Origin of the sequence: Sodalis sp. RH19, assembly GCF_047324215.1 — a bacterium.
Lineage (GTDB): Bacteria > Pseudomonadota > Gammaproteobacteria > Enterobacterales > Enterobacteriaceae > Acerihabitans.
The window spans coordinates 4,933,144-4,956,899 of the sequence record NZ_CP178734.1 but is presented as its reverse complement, the minus strand read 5'-3'; the positions used below and the strand labels follow the sequence as shown (position 1 = coordinate 4,956,899).

The 23,756-nt window shown below is 57.1% G+C and carries 9 protein-coding genes and 2 pseudogenes; 2 read left to right on the top strand and 9 right to left on the bottom strand.

Going from position 1 to position 23,756, the window contains the following annotated elements:
- Positions 1–331 precede the first annotated feature (331 nt).
- On the bottom strand, positions 332–658 hold the full coding sequence (trxA, locus tag ACL2XF_RS22260) for a thioredoxin TrxA (protein WP_162367082.1): 327 nt from the start codon (positions 656–658) through the stop codon (positions 332–334).
- A gap of 118 nt (positions 659–776) precedes the next feature.
- Between trxA and rhlB the strand changes: the two genes are divergently transcribed.
- Both rhlB and gppA read left to right on the top strand, forming a co-directional pair.
- Entirely contained in the window at positions 777–2,072 is a 1,296-nt protein-coding gene (gene rhlB / locus ACL2XF_RS22255; RefSeq protein ID WP_413727550.1) for an ATP-dependent RNA helicase RhlB, read from the top strand.
- A 5-nt stretch (positions 2,073–2,077) separates the two neighbouring features.
- Positions 2,078–3,577 (top strand): guanosine-5'-triphosphate,3'-diphosphate diphosphatase, encoded by a 1,500-nt coding sequence (gene gppA, locus ACL2XF_RS22250; RefSeq protein WP_413727549.1) that lies wholly within the window; start codon positions 2,078–2,080, stop codon positions 3,575–3,577.
- 104 nt (positions 3,578–3,681) lie between these two features.
- Here the strand turns inward: gppA and rep are convergent, their stop codons facing one another.
- From rep to ACL2XF_RS22210, 8 genes and pseudogenes are all read right to left on the bottom strand, one after another.
- Positions 3,682–5,709, bottom strand: a complete 2,028-nt coding sequence (rep, locus tag ACL2XF_RS22245; protein ID WP_413727548.1) for a DNA helicase Rep — start codon at positions 5,707–5,709, stop codon at positions 3,682–3,684.
- Between the two features lie 266 nt (positions 5,710–5,975).
- Positions 5,976–7,544: an IS66 family transposase gene (gene tnpC / locus ACL2XF_RS22240; protein ID WP_413727547.1), complete on the bottom strand. Its 1,569-nt coding sequence runs from the start codon at positions 7,542–7,544 to the stop codon at positions 5,976–5,978.
- A 30-nt stretch (positions 7,545–7,574) separates the two neighbouring features.
- Positions 7,575–7,921 (bottom strand): annotated as a pseudogene (gene tnpB, locus ACL2XF_RS22235) (IS66 family insertion sequence element accessory protein TnpB).
- A gap of 233 nt (positions 7,922–8,154) precedes the next feature.
- A pseudogene (locus tag ACL2XF_RS22230) lies at positions 8,155–8,319 on the bottom strand (transposase); the annotation flags it as partial.
- Positions 8,320–8,715: 396 nt separating this feature from the next.
- Positions 8,716–8,865, bottom strand: coding sequence for a hypothetical protein (locus ACL2XF_RS22225; protein ID WP_413721630.1), 150 nt, complete (start codon positions 8,863–8,865; stop codon positions 8,716–8,718).
- Between the two features lie 257 nt (positions 8,866–9,122).
- Positions 9,123–20,492, bottom strand: coding sequence for a hemagglutinin repeat-containing protein (locus tag ACL2XF_RS22220; RefSeq protein ID WP_413727546.1), 11,370 nt, complete (start codon positions 20,490–20,492; stop codon positions 9,123–9,125).
- A gap of 75 nt (positions 20,493–20,567) precedes the next feature.
- On the bottom strand, positions 20,568–22,292 hold the full coding sequence (locus ACL2XF_RS22215) for a ShlB/FhaC/HecB family hemolysin secretion/activation protein (protein ID WP_413727545.1): 1,725 nt from the start codon (positions 22,290–22,292) through the stop codon (positions 20,568–20,570).
- Positions 22,293–22,795: 503 nt separating this feature from the next.
- Positions 22,796–23,545 (bottom strand): SDR family oxidoreductase, encoded by a 750-nt coding sequence (locus ACL2XF_RS22210; protein WP_413727544.1) that lies wholly within the window; start codon positions 23,543–23,545, stop codon positions 22,796–22,798.
- Between the last annotated feature and the right edge of the window lie 211 nt (positions 23,546–23,756).

The window sequence follows — 23,756 nt, the reverse complement described above, 5'->3', positions numbered from 1 at the left end:
GTTTGGGCTGATGAACAGCAATTCATGCAAAATGAGTACAAGAAGACTGAAGATTGAGAGCGCCTAAAAACGGATCAATTCAAATCCAGGTGGCTTGAACACCTTGCTTGTAACGCCTGTGCCGTTTATCAGCCGTTTATGGTTCAACAAACGGTTCGACCAACTGTTCAACAACAGGACTCGGACAAAGAGTAAAGCTCAGATTCAAACTACAGGTAAGATCTAAATGCAGTGGACATAAACTTAGCACGGTTCTTGGCGGGCGTCTAGCGGTCAATACGAGAAAACATAGTGAACGTCAGGGCCCGTTGAGATAACCGTTTTTTGCCGATTACAGGTTTTTATTCAGGAACTCTTTCAACTGGCTGCGGGACAGCGCGCCGACTTTAGTCGCCACCACTTCGCCGTCTTTGAACAACAGCAGGGTGGGAATGCCGCGGATGCCGTATTTGGGCGCGGTGGCCGGATTTTCGTCGATGTTCAGCTTGGCGATAGTCAATTTACCTTCGAATTCATCAGCGACTTCCGCCAGGATGGGCGCGATCATCTTACAGGGGCCGCACCATTCCGCCCAGAAATCCACCAGGAACAGTCCCTTTGCCTGCAACACGTCCTTTTCGAAGCTGTCGTCACTTACGTGAATAATTTTATCGCTCATGTTCTACTCCACAGGATTATCATTACCCGGCTGGTTTAAGGTTAACCAACGACGGGTTGACTTTATTTCACTGGATACGCTTTCGTAATGCAATAGTTAACTGTTATTCTACCACACTATGAGCAAAACACACTTAACCGAAAAGAAGTTTTCCGACTTCGCCCTGCACCCGCTGATTGTTGAATCTCTTGAAAAACAAGGGTTTAATAATTGTACGCCTATTCAGGCGCTGACATTACCCATCACCCTTGACGGGAAAGATGTCGCGGGACAAGCGCAAACCGGTACCGGAAAAACGTTGGCATTCCTCGCCGCCACGTTTCATCATCTACTCACCCAGCCTGCCAGCGAGCAGCGCCAGATCAATCAGCCAAGGGCGCTGATCATGGCGCCAACCCGCGAACTGGCGGTGCAAATCCACTCCGACGCTGAACTCTTAGCCCAGGCCACCGGCCTGAAAATGGGTCTGGCCTACGGTGGCGATGGTTACGACAAGCAGCTGAAAGTGCTCGAATCCGGGGTGGACATCCTGGTTGGCACCACCGGCCGCCTGATCGATTATACCAAGCAGAATTATATTGATATGGGCGCTATCCAGGTGGTGGTGCTCGACGAAGCCGATCGTATGTTCGATCTGGGCTTTATCAAGGACATCCGCTGGTTGTTCCGTCGTATGCCCGCCGTTGAACAACGTTTGAATATGCTGTTCTCCGCCACCCTTTCATATCGTGTACGCGAGCTGGCGTTTGAACATATGAACAACGCTGAGTATGTGGAAATCGAGCCGCTGCAAAAAACCGGCTATCGTATCCAGGAAGAGCTTTTTTATCCTTCCAATGAAGAAAAGATGCGCCTGTTACAGACGCTGATTGAAGAAGAGTGGCCGGATCGCTGCATTATTTTCGCCAACACCAAGCACCGGTGCGAGGATATCTGGGGCCATCTGGCCGCCGACGGCCATCGGGTCGGGTTATTGACCGGCGACGTTTCGCAAAAAAGGCGCCTGCGCATCCTGGAGGATTTTACCCAGGGCACGCTGGACATCCTGGTAGCCACCGACGTGGCGGCGCGCGGCCTGCACATCCCTTTGGTCACGCATGTATTCAACTATGATTTGCCCGATGACTGCGAGGATTACGTGCACCGCATCGGCCGCACGGGACGCGCCGGCGAAAGCGGCAGCTCCATCAGCCTGGCATGTGAGGAATATGCGTTGAACCTGACGGCGATTGAAAGCTATATTGGCCATCAGATCCCTGTCAGTAAGTATAACAGCGACGCGCTGATGACCGACCTGCCGGCGCCGAAACGCCTGACCCGCGCACGGCCGGGCACGGGTCCGCGCCGCCACTCGGCATCCCGCCGCAGCGGTGCGGGCGGGGCGCCACGTCATAACCGTAAACGTCCGGGCTGAACACCATGCTAAGTTGCACCTCGCTCTATGCCGCCATTGACTTAGGTTCCAATAGTTTTCATATGTTGGTGGTGCGCGAGGTGGCCGGCACCGTCCAGACGCTGGCGCGCATCAAGCGCAAGGTGCGCCTGGCCTCCGGGCTCAATGCCGGCAAGGCGCTGACTCCCGAGGCCATGCAGCGCGGCTGGCAATGCCTGCGGCTGTTCGCCGAACATCTGCAGGACATTCCCGCGGCGCATATCCGCGTGGTCGCCACCGCCACCCTGCGCATCGCCACCAACGCCGAGACGTTCCTGGTGACCGCGCGGGACATCCTGGGTTGCGATGTCCAGGTGATTAGCGGCGAAGAGGAGGCCCGGCTGATTTATCAGGGCGTGGCCTATACCACCGGCGGGTCGGATGAGCGCCTGGTGGTGGATATCGGCGGCGGCAGCACGGAACTGGTGGTGGGACGCGGTGCGCAGGCGCTTGAGCTGTTCAGCCTGGAAATGGGCTGCGTCACCTGGCTCGATCGCTGGTTCAGCGATCGCAGCCTGACCAGGGAAAATTTTGATCAGGCGGAACAGGCGGCGCGCGCCATGATCCGCCCGGTGGTGTCGAAACTCCTGGCCTGCGGCTGGCAGGTCTGCGTGGGCGCCTCGGGCACGGTGCAGGCGCTGCAGGAAATCATGGTCGCCCAGGGCATGGACGAACAGATAACCCTGAGCAAGCTGTTGCAGCTCAAACAGCGGGCTATCCAGTGCGGTAAGCTCGAAGAGCTGGAAATCGAAGGCCTGACCCTCGATCGGGCGCTGGTTTTCCCCAGCGGCCTGTCAATCCTGCTGGCGGTGTTCCATGAGCTGGGCATCAAGACCATGACGCTCGCCGGCGGCGCGCTGCGCGAAGGCATTATGTACGGTATGCTGGATTTACCGGTGTGCGAGGATATTCGCGAACGCACTCTGCAGAATATGCAGCGCCGCTACCTGCTGGATACCGAGCAGGCGCAGCGGGTCAGTTCCCTGGCGGCGGATTTCGCCCTGCAGGTGGCCAAGGCGTGGCAGCTGGACGAACGATGTTTTGCCATCCTGCACTGTGCGACCATGATTCATGAGATTGGACTGAGCATCGATATTAAAAACGCCCCGCAGCACGCCGCCTATTTGGTGCGCCATACCGATTTACCGGGTTTTACCCCGGCCCAGCAAAAGCTTATCGCCACCCTGTTGCAAAACCAGAGCCATCAGATCGATGTGGCGCAGCTCAGCCAGCAAAACAGCCTGCCGCCGCGCATGGCGCAGCGGCTGTGCCGGTTGATGCGCCTGGCGATTATCTTCGCCAGTCGCCGTCGGGACGAAACGGTGCCGGAGGTGAAGCTGCGGGCCCTGGACGATACCCTGCACGTGCTGTTACCCCACGCATGGCTGGCGCAGCATCCGCTGCGCGCCGAATACCTGGAGCAGGAAAGCCAGTGGCAAAGTTATGTCCACTGGCCGATGCTGCTTGAGGAAATGGATCCGCTTTAGCACAAACTGCCGTAACCCCGCACTGCGCGGGGTTATGCGCCGGTTCCCCGGCACGGTGCGCAACCCAATCGGCCGGCACCGCTATCCGCTGCGGTGCCGGGCGGTCAGTGTTCCTGTCCCTTGGCTTTCGCCAATTGCGCCTTGATGCTGGCCAGATGGCTTTGTCCCCGTGACATGCGATCCTCCGGGCTGACCACTTTGCGCACGCTTTCCCAAGCCAGATCGTCCTGCGGTAGCTCCAGCAGGAAACGGCTCGGCTCCGGCCGGATAGTCTCGCCGTACTGACGGCGCTCGCGGCATAACGTGAAGGTAAGCTCTTTTTGCGCCCGGGTGATGCCCACATACGCCAGCCGCCGCTCTTCATCAATGTTATTTTCATCAATGCTGCTTTGATGGGGCAACAGGCCCTCTTCCATCCCCACCAGGAACACGTAGGGAAACTCCAGCCCCTTGGACGCATGCAGGGTCATCAGCTGTACCTGATCCAGTTCTTCATCGTTCTCGCCCCGCTCCATCATTTCGCGCAGGGTAAATCGGGTTACCACCTGATCGAGGGTCATCGGCTCGTTAAGATCCGACCCCTCCAGCATCTCGGTCATCCAGCTGAACAGCTGGTTAACGTTTTTCATGCGCATTTCAGCGGCCTTGGGGCTGGGCGAAGTTTCATGCAGCCAGCTTTCATATTCCATACCGTGGATCAAATCGCGCACCGCCGGCACCGGCTCCTGCTCCGCCAGCCGGGCAATGCCGGCCATCCAGTGGGTAAAACGTTGCAGGGATTCCAGGCCGCGCCCGGTCAGCGTCTGGCTTAAACCCAGGTCAAAACTGGCGTCAAACAGGCTTTTATTGCGCGCCGAGGCCCATTCCCCCAGCTTTTGCAGGGTGGCCGGACCGATTTCCCGCCGCGGCGTATTCACCACGCGCAAAAAGGCGCTGTCGTCATCCTGATTGGTCAGAACGCGCAGGTAACACAGCAGGTCCTTGATCTCCGGCCGGGAAAAAAACGAGGTGCCGCCGGAAATTTTATAGGGAATGCGGTTTTGCATCAGCATTTTTTCAAACAGCCGGGACTGATGGTTGCCCCGGTAGAGAATAGCGTAATCGCGATAACGGGTTTTACGGATAAAATGGTGGGCGATCAGCTCCCCCACCACCCGCTCCGCCTCGTGATCCTCATTATTGGCGGTGATCACCTTCAGCGCCTCGCCGTAGCCCAGTTGGGAAAAAAGCTTTTTTTCAAACAGGTGCGGGTTATTGGCGATCAGGATATTGGCGGCTTTCAAAATACGCTCCGTGGAGCGGTAATTTTGTTCCAGCTTGATCACCGCAAGCGCTGGAAAATCGCGCTGCAGCAGTTCCAGGTTTTGCGGGCGCGCGCCGCGCCAGGAGTAAATGGACTGGTCGTCATCCCCCACCACGGTAAAACGCGCGCGGCTGCCCACCAGCATCTTCACCAGTTCATACTGGCTGGTATTGGTATCCTGATACTCATCCACCAGCAAATAACGCAGGCGGTTCTGCCAGCGTTCCCGCACCTCGGCGTCGCGTTGCAGCAACAGGGTTGGCCGCAGGATCAGGTCGTCGAAATCCAGCACGTTGCAGGCGCGCAGATGGGCGTCATAGAGCGCATAGCAATGGGCGAACAGTTTGTCGCGTTCGGTACGCGCCGCAGCCTGCGCCTGGACAGGATCGAGCAGATCGTTTTTCCAGTTGCCGATCGCCGACGCCAGCTGCTTGAGCAGATCCTTATCCCCTTCCAGCCACTGTTCCGTCAGATCTTTTAACAAAGCCGATTGATCGTGCTCGTCAAACAGCGAGAACTTCGCCTTCATGCCCAGCGCTTTGTATTCCCGCTTGATAATCTCCAGGCCCAGGGTATGGAAGGTGGCGATGGTTAAACCGCGCGCTTCCTGCCGTCCCAGGGTCTGCGCCACGCGCTCCCTCATTTCCCGCGAGGCTTTGTTGGTAAAGGTCACCGCCGCGATATGCCGCGCCTGATAGCCGCACTGGCGGATAAGGTGGGCGATTTTATTGGTAATGACGCGCGTCTTGCCCGATCCGGCGCCGGCCAGCACCAGGCAAGGCCCGGTAACAAATTCGACGGCGTGCTGCTGGCTGGGGTTCAGGCGCATGGTGATTTCCTGGGATTGATAATGATAAACGACGGCCTGGGATTGTAGCAGAAAGGCGGGACGAGGTTGATACCTAACGCAGGACGATGCCCGCATAGGATCCAACCAGATTATGCGCGGGATTTTCTCCGGGCGCGGATGAAAGAACCCCACAAACGGAACCGGCCTGGTCGTTAAAATATCCGGGCCCCTACAGCCCGGTTGGCAACATTAGCCTACCGGAAGTCCACGGCAGAGTAAGCGCACGCCCAGCGCCGTATTGACAGTTATTCAGCAGGAATATTGAGATTCCATGGCAGGAGCTCTTTGATCTTATTGATGGGATGATCCCCGATAATGGCGAGCACATGGCGCAGATACGCTTCGGGCTCCACCCCGTTCAGTTTGCAACTGACGATCAGCGTATACATCAGCGCGGCGCGTTCGCCGCCGTTATCAAAGCCGAAGAACAGATCATTTTTTCGCCCCAGGCTCACCGCTCTTAACGCGTTTCCCGCGATATTATTGTCGATCTCCGCCCAGCCATCGCCGGCGTAGTAACACAACGCCGGCCAGTGGTTCATCAGATAGTTGAACGCCTTTGCCGTATCGGCCTGTCGCGGCAATGTGGTGAGTTTTTCCCTGATGCAGCTCTCCAGGCCCATCAGTAACGGCTGGGATCGCGCTTCGCGCACCTGTTGTCGTTCTTCGGCCGGGCGCCCCCGGATGTCGGCTTCGATAGCATACAGTTCACCGATCCTCTGCAGGGCTTCGGTGGTGGTTGGCGACGGATGGCGAACATGGATATCATGGATTTTACGCCGGGCGTGGGCCATGCAGCCGACCTCGCGGATAGGGCCTTCTTCGTATGGCGGGTTGAAGCCCGCGTACGCATCCGCCTGCAACAGTCCGCTGAACCCGGCCAGATGCGTTGGCGGATGAATCCCCTTGCGGTCCGGGCTGTAGGTGAACCACACCGCGGGTGGAAGTCGCGAACCGGCATTGCGGTCGTCACGCACATAGACCCACAGCCGGCCGGTTTTCGGTTTACCTTTGCCGGGTTGCAGCACGTCCACCGGCGTGTCGTCGACGTGCACCTTGCCGGTGTCCATAACATAGTCGCATACCGCGTCGGCCAGCGGCGCCAGCAGATTACTGCACAACCCCACCCAGCCGGCCATGGTGGCCCGGCTCAGTGTGACGCCCTGACGGGCAAAGATTTCCGATTGTCGATATAGCGGCGAGTGCTCGGCGTATTTCGCCGTCATCACGCGCGCCAGCAGGCCCGGACCGGCGATGCCACGTTCGATGGGGTGCGACGGCGCCGGCGCCTGGACGATGACATCGCAGCGGGCGCAGACCTTCTTCTTACGCCGGGTTTTTATCACCTTGAACGCGCTTTTAATCAGCTCAAGCTGTTCGCTGACATCCTCGCCCAGCGGCTTAAGATCGCCGCCGCAGGCGGGACAGGCCGGCTCGTGCGGCTCCAGGCAGCGCTCTTCACGCGGCAGGTGTGACGGCAAAGGCCAACGTACCGGTGAGGGGCGTAAGGCCGGCGGCACCGCCGGGTCCTCGACACGCGCAGACTGGGACGTCTCTTTCGTCAGCAGCGCTTCCAGGCGATGCTCCAATTGGACGCTCTGCCGCCCGGCCTTTTCCGAGCTGCGGCCGAAGTACAGGCGCCGCAGTTTCGCCAGTTGCGCCAGCAGGCGGTCGATTTCTGCTTTGCGTGCGTTAAGGTCATTGTGCAGGGATGCGATGGTCGCCTGTTGTTGCGCGACCAGCGTTTGTTGTTGCAGTACCAGCGCTTGCAGCGCGGGCACATCAGTGGGCAAGGCATGATTTTTTCGTTTCATGCCAGGATGTTAAGGGAAGCTATCGGGTTATTACAATATCGCCAGGTTAAACGAAGTGCGTTCCGGTTGTTTCCAATTTATTTCTTTAAACAGCATCGATAACCGGGCTGGCGTCAGGAAGACTTTTCCCTCCCGGGATTGCGGCCAGACCAAGCGGCCGCGCTCAAGGCGTTTTGCCGGCAGGCACAGGCCGTCACCGGTCGACTAAAACACCTTTGTCAGGTTGCCGCGTTTTCCCGGAAGACGAAGACATGGCCGGACAGCGGGTCTTGCTGGAGGGCGGATACGACTTGGCCGGCCAGGCCCTGGAAGCCCTTTCGCATGTCAGTCTGGCCGGCGACCAGCCAGATACAGGTGCCCGCCGGTAAGCCGAGCATAATTGCGGGCCTTGCATGAGCTCACGAACCAGGACGGTCAGCAACGCGGCCGAAGGTGCCGTCACCATCATCCGTCCCCGGGGAAATGTGATTTCACAGGAACAGGGGTGCTCCAGCTGAGATCTCTGCGGGGCCGCAGGCGTCACGGGATTTTCGGTGATATGGATAGGTAAAAGCGTGGTGGCGGGCCGGGCGTGACCGGCTTTGGGCTGACGGCGGGTAACCCGTCCTTCACACTCGAACAAGCGTTTCCATTTGAACAGGACATTGTCATTCACGTTCTCGGCAACGGATGCGCCTGGTTGTAGCGCAAGCTGAACCAGCTTTAACTTCAGTTCTGGAGAGTAGAACTGGCGAGGCGCTGAACGCCAGTCCGTCTTGGTCTGGAGAGTTTCCATGAGAGATGTCCGTCTGATACAGATGGGCACCAAGGTTAACTAACGGCTGCGGTTAAAAACAGACGGCGCTGGGCTTACGCTTACTAACAACACCGGTGATGTGCCGGTGTTCAGGCGAGGGAACGGGCATTTTTCGGGAGAGTAGTGACTGGTAACATCCCAGCCAGAGCGTTCTGGCCGGAATTTTTTGGACTGCTTATTTATGTAAATTGAATCGATAGAGCAGCCATATCGCAATGCCGCTTACTAACCCATAGCAAGCGCCAAAAATAGCATAATGAATAAAATCTATTTCAGAAGTATCTTTCAAAGCTAACCAAAGAGCAGTAGGTACCGCTAAACCAATACCCACTGAACAATAACTCATCATTGTTAATAACATCAAAAGTGGCCGCTTCATTGTTTACTGTCACTTTTTTGGATAGCATTTCCAGTAGATTCCTGGACAATGGCCCCAGTCATTTCACCTAAAGCATCACTGCGCTTATCAGCATTTTCCAATTGCAAATACTCGTTGGCGGTTTGTAATGTTTTGTCACCCTGCATGATTTTTTCCGCTAAAGCATCGCGGCTTGAGTGCTCAGGAAGTTATTCTCCACATCATTTTCTAAGATTTATTTGAATTATTAACCACATTGCGCCCCCCCCGAAAGCGCCAATAACTAAGCCCATTTTGCAATACTTCATTACCTGCTCAACCGATAAAGGCTGCGTAGCAATCACCCAAACTATACTAACGAAAGCACATGCACATGCACATGAGTAACAAGCAACTACGAAAAGGAAATATAGAAAAGAATTGATCATTCTTTTTCCTTCCTTATATCTCCTTGTACGAAAGAGTTACTGACTTCTGAAGTGCCCGCCCCAACAAACCCGCCAGATATGCCCGGTATGGAGCTAAGTTTTGACTCTTTGAATAAGTAACCAGGACCAAAAGCAGAGTCACTATATTTCAAAGCATTTTTACTTGCTGTCATACCAAAATGCTCTTTGATAAGTTTGGCTTCCCAAGAGCTGGTAATAGTAGTTCCTACACCAAAGCCTAAGGCCGCTCCTCCTGCAGCCCCCATCATTGCAGCCTGCGAGTTTTCGCCCGTTACATGGCTGCTAAAATAGGCTCCCCCTACATTCAACCTGACATTAGAGTTAAGCGATTTCCCTACCCCGGCGGTTCCACTCACACCTGACGTGAAGAAACTGGTGTAATCAAATTTTTCGCCTGTTTTCCCCTCTAACACCTGTACACCGGCATTTGCCCCCAGACTCATGGCGGCACCCGTGGCTTTCGCTGTTGTGGTCGCGGATGGGGCCACGAATGACTTCGCTGTTCCGGCAAGTCCTAGGACATTTTCCGGCTCCGCCACAAACGATCCCAGTCGGTCCCAGTTATCGGTGTTTTTATGGATATACTCCAACGCCTTGGCATTTTCCGTCTGTACCACGCCACGGATCTCATCATCTCGTATTGGCGCACCGAACCAGTCTGGCATCCATGTGGGGCGTGTGGCCGCATCGATACCGGTATCAACCAGCTGTTTTTGATAGCTCGCACAGGTGAGGGGGCTGTCGGTACATATTTGCTGGAGTTCTTCGTTGCGTCGGGCATTTATCGCTGCGTATTTGTCCCGAACTGCGCCACAGTCACCGCCCGTAGCCTTGCATTCCGTCCACTCTTTCTCAAACGCACGGGCTTCATCACCATTCAGGAAGTTATTCTCCACCGCGTTTTTGCCAGCCTGCGCCCCCGCAGTCGCACCTGATATGCTGCCGCTGCTGACTCCCGCCGCGATCCCCGACGCCAGCGTCGACAGCGCGCCCAGGTTCTCCTTTTGTTGCGATGTCAATTTATCGCTGTTCGCCGTGCCGTATAATGCCAGTGCTATCGCCGGCGCGGCCATTTCGCCGCTTGCCGCACCGGTCGCTCCCGCTACGGCGTTGGCGCCGCTCAACTCGGCTATCACCCCGCCCAGGATGGCATGCGCCACCACGTTATTCCGCTTCTCCTCATCGCTCAGTTCGCTATGCGGCTTGCCCTGCGTGGTAATAGTCTTGACCTTGTCCGCCAGGTAGGGCGCCGCACCCTGCGCCAGCGCCGCCTTGATATCCCCGCCGGCCAGTCCCTGCAGCGCGCCCACCACGGCATTGACCCCCGTCCTGACGCTGCCGCCCATCCCGGCGCTTTGTGCTGAGAGGGCATTGTCGTATGCCATCTGCCAGGCCTTATCCCTTACTGCCTGCGGGCCATTCTCAACTGCGGGGTTGGCACGCTTCACCGTATCGAGCTCCATTTTCGCCTGCGCCTTAAGTTGGGAAAGGGCCGCATTATCGGACATCACAGCCGTGGCCTCGCGGGTGGCTTTCGTCTTCGCATGGGTATTATAGATATCAAGCGCCTGCGTGCCAATATCACTAATAAGTTGTGTCTTTTGCAGCCGTTTCTGCTCTTTTTCTTTATCAAAGGTGGGGCTGATGCTGCCGTCGTTGGCATGGTCTGGATCCCGGCTGAGCTGGCTGATATCCTGTTGCTGATTCACCTGATCCCGAACGATCAGACTGCCTGCCGATACCGCCGCTTTCGTCGTGCCGGAAGCATGATTCTCATGGTTCGTGCCCGCAAGCGGCAGCGCGCTGACGTTACTTAGCACATTACCGCCAACCGGTCCGCCGCTGTTAAAGCCCGCGCTCTGATGTTCAGACTTATAGTCGGCCTGGTTATCAATGTCCGTCCAGCCCAGCGTGCCGGTGTCCAGCGTGTTTTTGTCCGGCGTTGCCGTGGCAGCGATAACCGCTCCGTCCAGTTGGGTGTGATCTTTAACCTTGATATCATAGCCGCCTTTTCCCGCAAACAGCCCGGTCTGTTCCGTAACCGAGTCATAGTTGCTGTGCAGCGTATTCCGGCTGACGTTCACGCTGGCAGAACCGGTCATCGATCCAAAGGTAAAGCTGCCGCCGGCGCTGGCGTTCTGCTGCTGACTATCATAGCGATCGCTGTCCTGCTCGGAGGTTAGGGTTAGATTGCGGCCGACATTAGCGCTGATCATCTCTCCGCTGACCTGCGCCCCTTTCAGGGTAGTATCGCGACCGCTGGTGAGGGAGAGAGATTGTCCCGCATCAAGGGTGGTTACCGAATGGGTCAGGCTGCGGCCTTTCTCATGCCCTTTGCCGGCATTGACGCTCGCCGATACGCTGACGCCGTAACCGCCGGAGCCAACGCCGATGCCGACGCCAACGCTGCCGCCCTTACTGCTGTTTTTACTGTCGATGCGTTCGGTATTCTGTGCAGACAGCAGGGTGATATCCTGTGTGGCGGCAAGCGCAATATCCGCGCCCGCTTTCAGTTGGCTACCCTGAACGCTGATATTTCCCCGGCCGTCCGCACCGTTTCCGGTGGCCGTAATCGTCAGGTCTTTGCCTGCATTGAGCGTACTTCCGTGTGACCGTGCGCTTTCCGTACGCGTTTCGCTCCGGGATGACTGGCTACCATAGGACAGGCTAATGCCAACCGTGTTGGTGGCTCCTTGCTGTGCACCTTCGTCGCCTGCCTTGAGCCCGGCGGCGGCGTTTTTAGCATCCGCCGCCTCCGTCAGGGCGTTATCTTGCCCATACGCCAGTGCCGCCTGGGTACCCGAAAGCGCTGCCTTGGTGCCCTGCAGGGCCCTCAGGCGGCCGTCGCTCTCTTTGTTTGCCTGCTGCGCCGTGCTGACGGCGGTATTAAGCGCGCCGCCCACCGTTCCCGATAGCGCCAGACTCAGGCCGCTTTGTTTTGACTCAAACGTCTCTTTACGGGTGCGTTTGTCATACCCCGGATCAATTTGCACGCTGTCGCCGGTGATCGTCAGGTCCTGTCCGGCAACCAGATCGGCTCCGCCGATATACATTCGGTTGCCGGCCATAAGATTCAGGTTGCCCTTGCTGCTGCCCAGCGTGCTGACGCTTTGGCTTTGCGTGGCCCCATCTTCCTTGACCTGGTGGCGAGATGACTTACTGCCCACGGTAAAACCGATGCCTCCGCTGCCCATCAACCCGCTTTTTTTCTGCTCTTCCAGTAAATAGTGGTATTGCGTTTCAGTGGCGGCAGTAATGGCGATATTGTTTCCCGCCTGCAGGGTGACATCATTGTCGCCCACCACCGCCGACCCGGTCACAGTCAGGTCGTTGCCAGCGGAGAGCAATACCGTATTACCGCTCAGCAGAGTGCCTGTTTCGCGGGTGACGTGATCTTCCTTAACCCTGTGGCTGCTGCTCTTCGACAGGTATCCCTTTTTCTCCGAGCGTTCATCCGAGAATTGGTACTGGCTTTCAGTGGCGCTATTAAGATGAATATCCTTGCTCGCCTGCACAACCAGCCCCCCTTGTTCGCTGTGCAGCGTACTGCCCGTTACCGATATATCACCGTCACGAGCCACGATCATCATCTCGTCACGGGCGGTGAGAGTGCTGCTCACGGCGCTATCACTCGTCGTTACCATGTCCCTCCGGCTTTGCGTTTTGCCATCGCGTTTGCGCTCGCTATCCCGATCCGAGACACGCTGACGCGCTTCCCCGATCGTGACCTGCCGCGCGCTCAGGCCAATACTGCCGGAGGTACTGTCGATTTGTGCCCCTTTGGCCAAAAGGGTTGTTCCCGCCTGAACAGTTAAGCCCTTATCTCCACTCAGGGTGCTGAGATGCAGCCTGTCCTCCTCACGGCGGTTACTCACCGACGATGTACGGCTGCCCGCGCTGAGGTGGGTAGTGTTGGTGGTAGTATCCGCCAATAGCTTCACGTCCCCGCCGGCCCGTACATGTGTGTTGCCTCCGGCTTGGGCCTGACTGCCTAGCAGGGAGAGATTCTGACCCGCCTTAAGGCTGAGATTGCCACCCGCGCTTAGCTCACTACCCAGGGCCTGTTGCCACTCGCCCCTGACCTGTGCCAGACGATTTCCGTCCTCTCTTAAAGAATCACCGGTCCGGTTACCTATCGTTCCGGTTAATACCCTAAGATCCGCCTCCGTGCTGTTTTTGGCTGTGGTGATATCAAGATTATTGCGCGCGTTCAGGCTGAGGTTCTGTGCCGCCTTCAGTCTGGCCCCCCGCAGGAGGATATCCCCACTGGTGAGACTGAGTTCACGCGCGGTCATTGTCGCCTGGCGCAGCGCATCCTGCAGACGGGTACTCAGGTTAAGGCTGTCGGCATGGATGCTGATGGCATCAGCACGGACTTCACCACCCTCTTGCAGGAAGTGACTGGTGTCTATTTTGAGCGCCTCATCGGCAAACAGGTTGCCGGCATTGTCAAGGCTTCGGGTCGACACAGACAGATTGCCCCCGCCAATCAATGCGCCCTCCCCCGTCAAACGTAATGTGTTCCCGGCCAGGTATACCTTCGGCACCCAAACCGTTTGTGGCCCTTCAGCAGTGTCGACCGTTTCGCTCACCAGCCAGACGATATCCTGTTGCAACGCGGCAATTTGCGCCGGCGTCAGCGCTATTCCCGGTACCAGCTGAAAGTCTGAAGCCACGCGGCTCCCGTTGTTCATCAACGACTGATATTGTGCCATTGCATTTTCGCCGCGCACGGAGGGACGACCGGTCAACTGCAGCAATTGCTCGCGCACCAGACGCTGTTCATAGTAGCCATCGCTCAGGCGCTTATGGACTTTTGCGGGGTCATATCCTATACGCTGCAATAAGTAATCACTGCTGATGAATTTGCCTCGATCGGTGAATCGGCGGTCTGTCACCACCAAATAGGCGCTTCCCGCGTCGGGCTGCTGACGGAACAGTCCATTATTGGGAATAGACGTCGCCACTCTGCCAAGGTGCTGCTGGTGGGTCAGGGTAATTTCAGCTGGCGTGAGCGGCCTACTGCCCGGCGTAAGCGTCAGGTTAGCCGTCGGGAGATTTCGTTGCGCCGACGTAAGAGCCCATTCTCCCGGCGCGAGCCTTCTTCCGGCCGGGATGAGCTCAAGTTCTGACTGTGTGAGCGGCCGGCTACGGGGCGTCAGCTGGAAATGGGTCGTGCTCCATTTGGCTTTATCAACCGCGAACGCCAGCGGATTGTGTTGCCATTCTGCGCGCTCGGCTTCTGCTGCTTTCTGTGCTGCCTGCACCGTGCTGATTTGCGCCGGGTTGACCGTGGTATTCTCAATATGAGTACCTTTGATGGCGACATTGCCGTGGCCGGTTAATATGCTGTCAATTGTGGCCAGCGCCGTGGTCTCGTCGCGATTGAACGTTGGATACCAATGTATTGTGTCCTTGTCATAATGATCGACGATATACTCCTGATCGCGTCTATTTACTGAATACCCCTGGTTGATCAGCTTGCCGTCGCCCTCAACCGACAGGTCGCGGTTGGCGCTCAGCGTACTGGCGTCATTGAATAACTGACCGGCAATGCGCAACACCATGTTGCCGCCCGCCAGAATGTGGGCGCCGGAGCCCGCTGATACCAGCTTGTCCGTGGACGAACTACCTGTGACCGTCCGCTCACGGAAATTGCTGTAGTCGGTTACAAAAGGAGCCTCGGCAACGTCGATGTATCGGTCAGGATCCCACGTATCAATCCGGCCGCGGTCGTGTTCACGCCAGAACGTATTATGGTAAGGCGTCGGAACCCCTTTCTGCCGAAAACCCCGCGTCTCATAGAACGTCATGTCGTAGCCACCGTCGCTTCCTGGCGTCAGCTCCAGGTAATCCACCCACACACTGCGCATCTTCCCCTTATTATCCTTAACATAAAGCTGCGCCTTTTTGCCGGCGGCATCTATTTCCAGCAGGGTACCGTAACGGCTGTTTGCCGCCGCATCGTCATCGTTGAACGTCAGTCGCTGGGTGGTGGGCGCGATAGTGCTTTTATCGGGATTAACCTTTGAGCCGTAAGAACGCCAGTAGAGGTTGGCACGGCGCCATTTATAGTTGCTTTTTTCCGCATCGTGTTCGATATCCAGTCCTTCGCGCAGATTATCCAGTCGCTGGGCATCGACCAAAACATCTCCATCGGCCTCGATTCTGCTTGCACGATTCTCAATGTTGTCATCACTAACAAGCTGCAGTGTGTTGGCGCTGTAGATCAGGCCACCATCCCGGTTGGTCAGGCGCTCGCCGGCCGTAAGGTTGAGACTCTCCGTGGCGGCCATCACCACATCGCGTCCGTCGTTGTCGATAATCCTGCTGCGCACATTCACGTCACCGCCAACTAGGGTCGCGCGGTTATTCGTGGTGTCGCTGATAAGTGTCACACTGTCGGCTTCAATGCGGCCTTGATTGATTAACGCGCCGGTTGTCAAGTTCAGCGTTTTCCCGACCAGGGAGCCCAAATTGGTAAAATGGGCGCTGTTGACGGTTAGGTCACCGGATAGTAGCCAGTCGGCAAGATTAATCAGCACGCCGCCGACAGATAATATTGTCTCACCATTACTATTAATCGTATCGCCGACCTGGTGGGTGTAGTCCTGTTGCACGGTTGCCGTTAATGCCTGCTGGCTAAATATTGTTCCACCCTGGTTATTCAGAGTTTGTGTGTTGACAACGGTTCTATCTCCGCTCTTGATGTTGCCGCCCTGATTGAACAGCACTAGCGCGTTAGGATCGGTGGCATTGATACTCAACGTACCGTTGGCCAGAAGATGCCCCTGTCGGTTATCCAATCGCGTCATTTGCGACAAGGTCAGCGTACCGACACTTTGTACCCACCCCGCGCTGTTTTCCAGCTCATGGGCCGTTATATCAGTGTGTGTTGTACCCAACAGCAGTCCGCCATCGCGGTTGTTCAGCCGGTTTACCCCCACGTCCAGCGCATCCCGGCTGGTAATTTTACCCTGGCCGCTGTTATCCAGCTGCGCGCTGACAAGCGTCAGCGTCCCGGTCGATGCCAAATCCCCCGCCGGGTTGTTGATTTGATCGCCGTTCAAAGTCAGCGTACCGTCACTGTGGATTTTTCCCTCCTGATTATTAAGCACATCAATACGGTATACGCCTGCGCTCCGGCTGATAAGCATACCGCCCAGATTGGACAGCGTCCGCGCGGCAAGCGTCAGCGCATCCAAACTGCACAATACCCCCCCCTGCAGGTTGTCTACCCGGTCCGCTGAAATTTGCTGGTCACCGCTGCTTTTCAGCGTTCCCTGCGTATTCAGCAGCGACCGGGCGCTAATCTGTACTCCCTCACCGCTTACCAGTTTACCCTGACGGTTATCCAGGGCATCGGTCAAAGCCAACCTCATCTGCTTCTGACTATAGATTAAGCCGTTTTGTTGATTATCCACGCTCTGCGCCGTCACATTGAGAGCGTCACCAGACGTCAATTGGCCGCCGGCGTTACGCAGCTTACCCCCTGCCGCCCCGTCGGTGACACCTTGCACACCCAGGCGCGCCTGGGCGCTGATTTTTCCCAGTTCGTTGCGGATGTCCTGCACTGCTCGCAACATCAGCGAACCCTTCGACTGCAGCGAGCCCTGCCGATTATCCAGGCCGGTGACGGTAAGCGCCGCATCCTGCATGCTCAGTACGCTGCCCTCGCTATTGTCAAACCGCCGGGTGACTGCGGACCAGCCGCCCTGGCTGCCCATTTCCCCCCCCGCGTTGAGAATGTTTTCCGCCCTCAGGGACTGAGAGCCCTGGCTGGAGACGAGGCCATTACTATTATCAAGCGTGCGAATGAGATGCACATCCAGTGCGTCGAACGCCTGGATATCACCCATTGCGTTAAGGAGGCTGAGGGCGCGTATCGCGCCGTGATCCATGCTAATCAGTTTGCCGCCCTGATTATCCCAAACGCCATCCAGATCCAACGTCACCGCCTGCTGGCTTTGTATGGTTCCCTTCTGCCGGTTGTGCAGATGCCCGCCCCGCAGCGACATCTGCGCGCCGCTGAGCAATGTGCCCGCATCGTTCTCCAGCAGGCTGTCCGTGCCGCCCTGCCAGCTTAACCCCTGCGTTGCCGACAGGGTTCCGGCCTGATTGATGAGGTTGCCGGCGGTGCTGAGCATCATGCCGCCCCCCGAACGCACCTTGCCGGCGGCGTTATTGAGATCCCTGGCCACAACGTTGACCTGGCCGGCGCCTAACGCTGTACCTTCGCGGTTGTCCCAGCCGCCGCCGGTGCGCATATCCAGAGTCCCAGCCGCTTCGATAAGCCCGTTTCGGTTATCCACCGCCTGATGCGCATTGAGGTGCAGGCTCCCCTCGCTGACCAATTCTCCGCCCTGATTATCCCAAACCCCCTCCAGGTCCAACGTCACCGCCTGCTGGCTTTGTATGGTTCCCTTCTGCCGGTTGTACAGATGCCCGCCCCGCAGCGACATCTGCGCGCCGCTGAGCAATGTGCCCGCATCGTTCTCCAGCAGGCTGTCCGTGCCGCCCTGCCAGCTTAACCCCTGCGTTGCCGACAGGGTTCCGGCCTGATTGATGAGGTTGCCGGCGGTGCTGAGCATCATGCCGCCCCCCGAACGCACCTTGCCGGCGGCGTTATTGAGATCCCTGGCCACAACGTTGACCTGGCCGGCGCCTAACGCTGTACCTTCGCGGTTGTTCCAGCCGCCGTCGGTGCGCATATCCAGAGTCCCAGCCGCTTCAATAAGACCGTTTCGGTTATCCACCGACTGATGCGCATTGAGGTGCAGGTGTCCCTCGCTGACCAATTCTCCGCCCTGATTATCCCAAACGCCATCCAGGTCCAACGTCACCGCCTGCTGGCTTTGTATGGTTCCCTTCTGCCGGTTGTGCAGATGCCCGCCCCGCAGTGACATCTGCGCGCCGCTGAGCAATGTGCCCGCATCGTTCTCCAGCAGGCTGTCCGTGCCGCCCTGCCAGCTTAACCCCTGCGTTGCCGACAGGGTTCCGGCCTGATTGATGAGGTTGCCGGCGGTGCCGAGCATCATGCCGCCCCCCGAACGCACCTTGCCGGCGGCGTTATCGAGATCCCTGGCCACAACGTTGACCTGGCCGGCGCCCAGCGCCGTACCTTCGCGGTTGTTCCAGCCGCCGCCGGTGCGCATATCCAGCGTCTCGGCCGCTTCGATAAGGCCGTTTCGGTTATCCACCGACTGATGCGCATTGAGGTGCAAGTCTCCTTTGCTCACCAGTTTGCCACCCTGATTACTCCAGTCGCCATCGGTACTGACATCAAGCGCGTTACCGGCATCGATAAGGCCGTGTTGATTGTCCACAGACTGATGCGCACTCAGATGCAGGTGTCCCCCGCTGACCAAGTGCCCATGCGCATTATTCAGACCTTGTGCCCTAAGTTGCAGATGCCCGCCCTGCACCCTTCCGGACCGGTTGTCGACTGTTCCCAAAGTATTCAGCGTCAGTTTCTGACCGGCCAGCAGCTTACCACCCAGGCTATGGATATTTTCCTGCACCCTGATGCTAAGCTCGGACTGACTTTTCACCGTGCCATCCTGGTTATCCAGGTCCCCTAGCTCAAGCGTCAGATTGCCATGGCATCCTACCACGCCCTCGTGGTTGCTCAGCCGGCCTCGCACCCGCCAATGCTGCGCTATCTCGTCTAACGCGGCCAGGCGGCCATGCCGGTTATTAACGGATGCCACATCCAGGGTGAGTTGCCGGGCATCGATGTCGCCATCGGTATTATCCAGTGAGCCGATTAGGATGAGTCGGCTACCGCCAGGGCCGACCTGCGACCAGACGCCTCCCGGACTAAACAGACTATCGGCATTAATATCCCAATGGCCGGCGCGCACTTGGGCCTTCTGCGCATCAATATTGCCCGTCGTGTTGATCGTGAGCTGACCGCTGTCGACCGTTGCCTGCTGCAGGACGACTCCCCCAGCTTGTGCCACAAAGACGGCGCGTTCGGCCGCCAGGCGACCTTGACCGATATCTATTCGGCGCCCGGTTATATTGACATCTTTCTGGCTCAACAGGCTTCCGCTGACCCGAATGTCGTCCTGACTATGCAACGTCAAGTCCGCCCCACGTATCAGCGCACTATTCTCATTGCTCCCCGCCAGCATATGCCCGCTGCCTTGAATGCCCCTGGCAGCGTCCAGCCGGACGTCACCCGTCGCCGCCAGGGTGCCCGACTGGCGAATAACCCCCTCGCGGCTTTGCACCACCAGCCGCCCTCCGCTGTGGAGTTTGCCGTGATGTTCGATAGTGCCTCTGGCGGCAAGAGTGATATCGCCTCCGGCCTGGGTAACCATCTCCACCGCGCCTGATTGCCAGCTAAGGCGGCCTTCGCTGCTCACAGCCAGGGTCGCGCCCGCGCGCAGGTGTCCGCCCTGGCCGCGCACGCCAACACCCGCTTCGGTGCCTATCATGCGGATCTGACCGCTATACATGCCTCCCAGTTGTCCCATATCTATCGCCAGCTCGGGTGCCGTGCTGTCAGAGGCCAGGGGCGTCACCGCCTGACCGTTCGCACTGATATGGTTGCGGCCCGCCACCACTAAGATTTCATTTTCGGCCCTGACGGAGGCATTCAATTTCACCGCGCGCGCCAGAATATCGACATACCGGGTATCATGCCGCGCATCGTTGTTAAGTCCGCCGCCCTCGACTCGTACCAAGCCCCGTTCGACCTGGTATCCTGCCAGACTACCGTCGGCGTTTAACTGCGGCCTCCCGGTGGTAAGGGTCATGCGTCCGGCATTAATGGTGCCGCAGCCGTCACACACAATCCCCGACGGGTTGGCCACAATCACCTGCGCCATGCCGCCCGCCACTTCCAGAAAACCCCGCAGTTGGCTGGGATTGTCACTGTTAACTTCATTAAGAATGACCCGTGCCGGCGCGGCATTCGGATTAAGGTTGGGATTGCCCTGAATAATCCCTGCCATCTGGGTCGTGATCATCTCCGCCGAATTGTTAAGGATGGCGCCCTGAGGGCCAACATCGAACTGCTGAAAATGATTATGTGACAACCCGGCCTGATTAGGTGCTGTGATATTCACCTGCGGCAGGCCATTCCGCGTGGATATCACTTCCGGACGCAACTCATGCGCCACGCGCCCATCAGCAACAATGCCATGCGCCAGCGCCGGCCCGGCAAACAGGGCCAGCCCCAGCAGCCACTCGGCCCGGCGCACCGTCACCCAAAGACGCGAGGCGCCGGTTCCGCGCCTTTGACCGGGCCAGATGCTGCAACCGCGCGCCAGCTCGGACACCACCCGTAATTCACCCTGGCTGCGGCTAAAGATAAGACGATAGCAATGTTTGTTCATGGGTTCCGTCCCTGTGAAAATACAGCCCAAGCAGCAAAAGTGTTGATCTGACACGGACAAACATGCCGGTTGACATTAAATTTGCAGGTTGAGGTTAAAACCGCTGGTAACGCCTGAGGTATGAAAGCCTTCCGGTTTATAAAGGGGCATTCCGGCAAACACGTCGTAGCTGAACCGCCCCCAGAACGCGCCGCTCAGCCCTAGAGCGCCGCCCGCCAGCTGGCGTCCGGCCAACTTGTGGGCAGCCGGCCCGCCGACACGTCCAAAGTCCACAGCCCAGTAAAGCTCATGACCGCGCGACATCACATTCCAGGCCAGTTGATTACGCCAAAGCAGGCCTTTTTCACCCGCTAGCATTTGCTCGCCGTCAAACCCGCGCACGGTATAACGCCCGGCAATGGCCATGCGGTCTTGCGGCGTCAGTGGATGCTTGCTCCACTGACCGCGCAGGCTGGTGTAATAGCGCCAGGGCTGCGCAACACAGGCGAATGGATAATTCAGGCTGATATCCCCCACGGCGAAGCCCGTGCGGGCGCTGCCGCGGTGCGTGGCCTCTTCGGGCGCCGACCGGGCGCCAAACGCTCCCGTCCCTCGACGCCAGTTAATGTTTGCATCCAGCGTGGCCTTGCCGAGATAGCTGCGCTGGTTAAGCCCCAGCTCCCAGGCAGCGGTACGGCGATGCTGAGTATCCATATCTTGACCGTTCACGGCATTGGTGGAATGCCGACGATGGGCACGCACGTTGAGAGTGGTTTTATGCGACTGATTGCGAAACAGCAGCCGGGACACCGTCAACTGCATGTTCTCGCTCTTGCCGCTGTAGGTCAGTAGCTGGTTGGCGTTGGCGATATTCTGATGATAGGTGTAATCGTTGTAGTTGGCGGAAAACCCCCAGTACCCGATTGGAATTGCATAATTAAGGGTACGGGAGCGGTTACCAAACGGCCCGCGCTGAAACACATCACTGCCCATATTGATATAAAACAGATCGTTATGAGCTAAAGGCGCGTCAATCGCCAGGGTAGCGGATCTCAGATAACGGCCGGTGCTTTTGGCGCCGCTGTCATCCAGCCCTAAACTGAGACGAACCGGGCGGCCTTCTTTCCAGCTCACGACGAGATCGCTGGTGGCCTCTTGCTCACCGGGCATAATCTTGATATCGACCGCAACGCTGGGCGCCCGTTTCAAGTTCTCCAGCGCCTGCTCGATATCGCGCAGATTAAGAATGTCGCCTGATGCCGCCGGCATGGCATTCCATAATCTGGCGCGCCAGGAAACCGGCCCATCAAAGCGGATGCTGCCAATGCGTCCGGGCTGAAGCGTCAGCGTCAGCACGCCTGTCGTCAGATCTTGCTCCCGGGCCATCACGCGGGTGGTGACATAGCCTTTTTTCAGGATGGCATTCTGGACTTTATTGATGACCAGCGTTATCCCCTGACTCCCCAGGCAGCGGCCTTTGGCGTCGCCGGCGGCTTCCAGCGCCCACTGGAAATTGCTGGCGGAATCGCCATCCAATTGAAGAGTATTAATAGTAAAACAGGGATGTTCATCGACAGGATAATCAGGCAGAGTTATGCCGGGACGGTCAAGGTGGATGTCTGAAACAGGGGCATTTTGCTTTTGTAACGCGCGCGCACGTTCCTGCTGTCTAAACTGTTCCTGGGCGTCAATAGCCGACGCGCTTTGTGCGGTTCCCCCAGAAAAGGGGCCGGCAATCAGCGGAGCAGAGATGAAGATGGACAGCAAAAGAAATGCCCATCGGGTTAGCAGCGGTATACTGCCGGCGTAATCATGGCCCATCCATGGCTCCTTATTCAATGTCAATCAATGGACATCTTGTCCATTACTCAAATATCGCAGGACAATGGTTCTCACCCGATAAAGTGAGTCATTTGCATCAAGATATAACGCAGGGTGAATATCCGTTTTGAGATAGTGGCATTATGCGTATGAGCCCAGAAAAAAATCAATCCAAAATCGGCAACATTGTTAAACCAACATTAAACCTTGAGTTGAAGCAAGCCACTGCTGGGGAATTATAATTTCACGGGCTAAGCTATATATCGCCGAAAAGTCGGCCTGATGAAAGAAAAGTGAAATTATTAATCTATTCCGCGGAAAATAATAAAACAACCACCAAAGATCCAGCATGAATAATATATATGATAAGGCTGACTGATGAGGTTGATATTCATTAAGTTCATCAGCGAAATAATGGTAAGCGCAAAGGACGCCAGTAATTGAGAAATAGTGTCAGATCAGTGATGAGCCCCGCAATATTTTTTGTTCTTTTATTATGCGAACTATTTTCCTCCCGCAAGATCAAGGAAACTGCCTGTGACATAGGAAGCCTCATCAGACAATAACCATGCGATAGCCTGAGCCACTTCTTCTGGCTGGCCGCCGCGTTGCATCGGCAAATTACCTTTAACACGATCCACCCGTTTTGGCTCGCCGCCATCGGCGTGCATTTCGGTGTAAATAAAGCCGGGGCGCACGGCGTTAACGCGAATTCCCTGGGCCGCGACCTCCAGGGACAGGCCAATGGTTAACGTATCAATGGCGCCTTTCGAAGCGGCATAATCCACATATTCATGGGGTGAACCGAGCCGTGATGCCGCCGAAGATACGTTAACGATGGCTCCCCCCTGGCCGCCATGGCGATGCGCCATCCGTTTAACCGCTTCCCGGGCGCAGATAAAGCTGCTGCTGACATTGGTGGCAAACAGGGTGGCAAGCCGTGTTGCATCCAACTGTTCGATAGAGGCTTGAGGCATCAGCATTGCCGCGTTATTGACCAACCCGGTAATGGGGCCAAGCTGTTTATCTATTTGCCTGAACAGTTCCACCACCTGTTCTTCCTGGGCGATATCTACCTGAACCGCAATGGCATTCCCGCCGCCATGGCGAATGTCATCGATAACCGCTTGCGCACTGGCTTCACGGGTATGATAGCCAATACAAACCTGGTGTCCTTTGCTGGCGAGGCATAATGCCGTAGCCCGGCCGATGCCGCGATCGCCGCCGGTTATCAGGGTAATTTTATTTTTCATATGCTGTGTATCCGGTCGTAAGTGGAGCGTCACGATAGCGTTTCCGCGCCAAGGGGGGTGCCCGGTCAGGTAAGCTCTCAACATTTATCAGACTGGACAGCTGAAAGCAATGGGCAGTAAACAAGCCAATGTGGCCCTGATGGCGATGGCTCAGCCGTCAATATTAAAATGTTATGTGATAGCGTCTGGCTTAGATCGGGGTATTGATGTC